Raw genomic sequence first — 5305 nt, forward strand, 5'->3', positions numbered from 1 at the left:
GACTCGAAGCCCGATCAACGGGCTTATATGGGTCGCCCTCCTCGGTTCAGATCCGGACGAAACATGAGGATTCCACCCCTGCGGTCCGCCGTAAGCCGGAATCTGATGTGAGCCTTGGTGGTTCGGTGTCACCCGGTCGATCCGGTGACCCGAACCATGGACCTCAGTGGTCTACACGACGCGGAAACACTATGTTTCCCGCCACCCCTCACTCGCAAGAGTGAGTTCATTCCGGTTGATCCTGCCGGAGGCCATTGCTATCGGGGTCCGATTTAGCCATGCTAGTTGTACGAGCTTACACTCGTAGCAAATAGCTCCGTAACACGTGGCCAAACCACCCTACAGAGAACAATAACCTCGGGAAACTGAGGCTAATAGTTCATACCCGTCTCACGCTGGAATGCCGAGACGTGCAAACGTTCCGACGCTGTAGGACGTGGCTGCGGCCGATTAGGTTGACGGTGGGGTAACGGCCCACCGTGCCGATAATCGGTACGGGTTGTGAGAGCAAGAACCCGGAGACGGAATCTGAGACAAGATTCCGGGCCCTACGGGGCGCAGCAGGCGCGAAACCTTTACACTGCACGCAAGTGCGATAAGGGGACCCCGAGTGCGAGGGCATACAGTCCTCGCTTTTCAGCACCGTAGGGAGGTGCTGGAATAAGAGCTGGGCAAGACCGGTGCCAGCCGCCGCGGTAATACCGGCAGCTCGAGTGATGGCCGATCTTATTGGGCCTAAAGCGTTCGTAGCCGGCCACGCAAGTTCATCGGGAAATCCGCCAGCCTAACTGGCGGGCGTCCGGTGAAAACTGCGTGGCTTGGGACCGGAAGACCCGAAGGGTACGTCTTGGGTAGGAGTGAAATCCCGTAATCCTGGACGGACCGCCGATGGCGAAAGCACTTCGGGAAGACGGATCCGACGGTGAGGAACGAAAGCCAGGGTCTCGAACCGGATTAGATACCCGGGTAGTCCTGGCCGTAAACGATGTCTGCTAGGTGCGACCCCCACTACGAGTGGGTGTTGTGCCGTAGGGAAGCCGCTAAGCAGACCGCCTGGGAAGTACGTCCGCAAGGATGAAACTTAAAGGAATTGGCGGGGGAGCACTACAACCGGAGGAGCCTGCGGTTTAATTGGACTCAACGCCGGACATCTCACCAGCATCGACAGCAACAATGACGATCAGGTTGATGACCTTATCAGAGCTGCTGAGAGGAGGTGCATGGCCGCCGTCAGCTCGTACCGTGAGGCGTCCTGTTAAGTCAGGCAACGAGCGAGACCCGCACTCCTAATTGCCAGCACCGGGTTCGCCCGGGTGGGTACATTAGGAGGACTGCCGTGGCTAACACGGAGGAAGGAACGGGCAACGGTAGGTCAGTATGCCCCGAATGTGCTGGGCTACACGCGGGCTACAATGGCCAAGACAATGGGTTCCAACCGCGAAAGCGGACGGTAATCTCCTAAACTTGGTCGTAGTTCGGATTGAGGGCTGAAACCCGCCCTCATGAAGCTGGATTCGGTAGTAATCGCGTGTCAGCAGCGCGCGGTGAATACGTCCCTGCTCCTTGCACACACCGCCCGTCAAAGCACCCGAGTGGGGTCCGGATGAGGCCGAGTTCCTCGGTCGAATCTGGGCTCCGCAAGGGGGCTTAAGTCGTAACAAGGTAGCCGTAGGGGAATCTGCGGCTGGATCACCTCCTACTGACCGGGACCATCCCTCTGGGATGGCCCACCACACGACCGCTGCCGTCCACAGTTCGGCCACCGGACCGACCGGGCGCCGTAGAACCACCAAGGCTCACATCCACGTTCGCGAGATCACACCGCGTCCCCACTCGGGGGACCGGGCCCGTAGCTCAGCGGTAGAGCACCTCCTTTGCAAGGAGGACGCCCTGGGTTCGAATCCCAGCGGGTCCATGCCGACTCGGTCGACGCCCGAATCGCACCCCTTAAGTGCATGACGGCGCTCGGTTGAGTCACGCAAGACCGATGCACCATCCCGCGAAAGCGCGGATGGGAAGGGTCGAACGCGCCCGCATCCACGGGAGCGTCATGAGACCGTATGTACGTGCGATCCAGGCGTCCACTGGACCCGACAGTCAAACCGGGTCACTAGTGTGACAACCATCAATCTGGCTACTGTGCCAGCTGGTGAATGGCTCGGCTCGAGAGCCGACGACGGACGTGCCAAGCTGCGATAAGCCTCAGGGACCCGCATGGAGGGAAAGAACTGAGGATCTCCGAATGGGAATCCCCTCGCAATTGCTTCGCGCAATGGGGAACGTTCCGAATTGAAACATCTCAGTAGGAACAGGAACAGAACGCAACCGCGATCCCGTTAGTAACCGCGAGTGAACGCGGGCCAGTCCAAACCGAATCTCTTACGAGACATGTGGTGTCGGGCTGATCTTCAACATCCGACCCAACCCGAGAAGTCTCCTGAAACGGAGCGCGATACAGGGTGACAGCCCCGTATCGGGCTGCAGTACGATGGGAATCAGTCCCAGACTAGCGGGGATTGGATATTCCTCGTGAACGTCCCAGGCATCAACTGGGAAGACTAAATACTCCTCGAGACCGATAGTGAACAAGTAGCGTGAGCGAACGCTGAAAAGTATCCCGAGAAGGGAACTGCAATAGAGCCTGAACTCAGCTGGCGATCGAGCGACGGGGCATACAAGGTCCTTCGACAAACGAACGCGGGGCGACCCGCTAGTAGGACTCGAAGGAAGCCGATGTTCCGTCGTGCGTTTTGAAAAACGAACCAGGGAGTGCACTTGCTTGGCAAGCCTAACTCGACCATCGAGGAAGGCATAGGGAAACCGATACGGCCGCAGTCTTACGACCAGGGCCACCGTGTTCAAGCGCGGGGAGTCAAGCGGGTGCGACCCGAAACCGGGTGATCTACGCGTGGGCAGGGTGAAGCGTACCGAAAGGCACGTGGAGGCCCGTTAGGGGTGGTGTCCTACAATACCCTCCCGTGACCTATGCGTAGGGGTGAAAGGCCCATCGAACCCGGCAACAGCTGGTTCCAGCCGAAACATGTCGAAGCATGACCTCTGCTGAGGTAGTTCGCGAGGTAGAGCTACCGATTGGATGACCCGCCTCCGAGAGGAGTCGGCCATCCTGTCGAACTCCAAACTTGCGAACGCCACAGACGCAGGGAGTCCGGTGTGCGGGGTAAGCCTGTGCACCGTAAGGGAGACAACCCAGCGGTAGGTTAAGGTCCCCAAATGTGGATTAAGTGCGATCGAAGGTGGTCCCGAGCCCTAGACAGCCGGGAGGTGAGCTTAGAAGCAGCTACCCTCTAAGAAAAGCGTAACAGCTTACCGGCCGAGGTTCGGGGCGCCCAAAATGATCGGGGCTCAAATCCACTACCGAGACCTACCCGTGTCCATCACAGGACAATCGCGTAGGCTGGCACTCCGCTCGGGCGGAAGTACGGGAGAGATTTCGTATGGACCGAGTGGTGACGATAATCCTGGTCACAGTAGCAGCGATAGTCGGGTGTGACACCCGACGGCCTTACGAGCAAGGGTTCCTCGGCACTGCTAATCAGCCGAGGGTTAGTCGATCCTAAGTCTCGCCGTAATTCGACCGAGACAACAGGGAAGCTGGTTAATATTCCAGCGCCACTACTCATTGAAAGTCGACGCTTTGGGGACAACCGAACTGGGCTTTCGCCCAGTCCAACCGAGTACCGCCGTGGAAGCCGTAATGGCAGGAAGCGGCCAACTCTCGGGATAGCGCAAGTCGGTCGTACCTAGAGCCCGTGAAAAGACGAGAGTAGTGATCGTACCGAGATCCGACACAGGTGCTCTGCCGGCGAAAGGCAAGGCCCGTCGGGAGCAACCGGCGTTAGGGAATTCGGCAAGTTAGTCCCGTACGTTCGCAATAAGGGATGCCTGCTCTGGAGAAGAGCAGGTCGCAGTGACTCGGGCGCTCCGACTGTCTAGTAACAACATAGGTGACCGCAAATCCGCAAGGACTCGTACGGTCACTGAATCCTGCCCAGTGCGGGTATCTGAACACCTCGTACAAGAGGACGAAGGACCCGTCAACGGCGGGGGTAACTATGACCCTCTTAAGGTAGCGTAGTACCTTGCCGCTTCAGTAGCGGCTTGCATGAATGGATCAACGAGAGCGCCACTGTCCCAACGCTGGGCCCGGTGAACTGTACGTTCCAGTGCGGAGTCTGGAGACCCCCAAGGGGAAGCGAAGACCCTATAGAGCTTTACTGCAGGCTGTCGCTGAGACGTGGTCGCTACTGTGCAGCATAGGTAGGAGGCATTACACAGGTACCCGCGCTAGCGGGCCACCGAGCCATCATTGAAATACTACCCGGTAGTGACTGCGACTCTCACTCCTGGCGGAGGACACCGGTAGCCGGGCAGTTTGACTGGGGCGGTACGCGCTCGAAAAGATATCGAGCGCGCCCGATGGTCTCCTCATCCGGGTCGGAAACCCGGAAGAGAGCGCAAGAGCACAAGGAGGCCTGACAGTGATCTTCCCAACGAGGATCGCTGACGCGAAAGCGTGGTCTAGCGAACCCACGAGGTTCATTTATGGGACCCGTGGATGACAGAAAAGCTACCTTAGGGATAACAGAGTCGTCACTCGCAAGAGCACATATCGACCGAGTGGCTTGCTACCTCGATGTCGGTTCCCTCCATCCTGCCCGTGCAGAAGCGGGCAAGGGTGAGGTTGTTCGCCTATTAAAGGAGGTCGTGAGCTGGGTTTAGACCGTCGTGAGACAGGTCGGCTGCTATCTATTGGGGGTGTTAACGGTACCTGACGGGAACAGGCGTATAGTACGAGAGGAACTCCGCCTGGGTGCCACTGGTGTACCAGTTGTCTGAGAAGGCAGTTGCTGGGCAGCCACGCACCACGGGGTAAGAGCTGAACGCATCTAAGCTCGAAACCCACCTGGAAAAGAGGTACCACCGAGGACACTCGTAGAAGACGAGTTAGATAGACTCGGGGTGTACGCGCCAAGGCAACGAGGCGTTCAGCCCGCGAGCACTAACAGTCCAAGCCACATTCATTGGAGTCCGCACTGTGACCCGATTTGACTGTCGGGTCCAGGCGCTAACTGGATCGCACGTACACACGGTCGAGAGACCCTCACCGACACTGGTATGACGACGGTTCGATTCCGTCGGTCGGCATGAAGGCGGCCAGAGCGGCAGGGAGACACCCGTACCCATCCCGAACACGGACGTTAAGCCTGCCTGCGTATCGGGCAGTACTGGAGTGGGCGACCCTCTGGGAGTGCCGATTCGCCGCCTCACCATTCATACTTCATCA

General features: G+C 58.5%; 1 tRNA gene and 3 rRNA genes. All 4 read left to right on the forward strand.

Features of this window, described 5'->3' with window-relative positions:
* The first annotated feature begins 228 nt into the window (after positions 1 to 228).
* The 4 genes from NO878_RS17030 (at position 229) to rrf (ending at position 5289) form a co-directional block, all read left to right on the forward strand.
* Positions 229 to 1698, forward strand: a 16S ribosomal RNA gene (locus NO878_RS17030).
* A 145-nt stretch (positions 1699 to 1843) separates the two neighbouring features.
* A tRNA-Ala gene (locus tag NO878_RS17035) sits at positions 1844 to 1915 on the forward strand.
* Positions 1916 to 2125: 210 nt separating this feature from the next.
* Positions 2126 to 5042 (forward strand): 23S ribosomal RNA (locus NO878_RS17040).
* 125 nt (positions 5043 to 5167) lie between these two features.
* Positions 5168 to 5289 (forward strand): 5S ribosomal RNA (rrf, locus tag NO878_RS17045).
* The 16S, 23S and 5S rRNA genes sit together here with 1 tRNA gene alongside, the layout of an rRNA operon.
* The last annotated feature ends 16 nt before the right edge of the window (positions 5290 to 5305 follow it).

This window comes from Haloplanus ruber (assembly GCF_024494725.1).
GTDB lineage: Archaea > Halobacteriota > Halobacteria > Halobacteriales > Haloferacaceae > Haloplanus > Haloplanus ruber.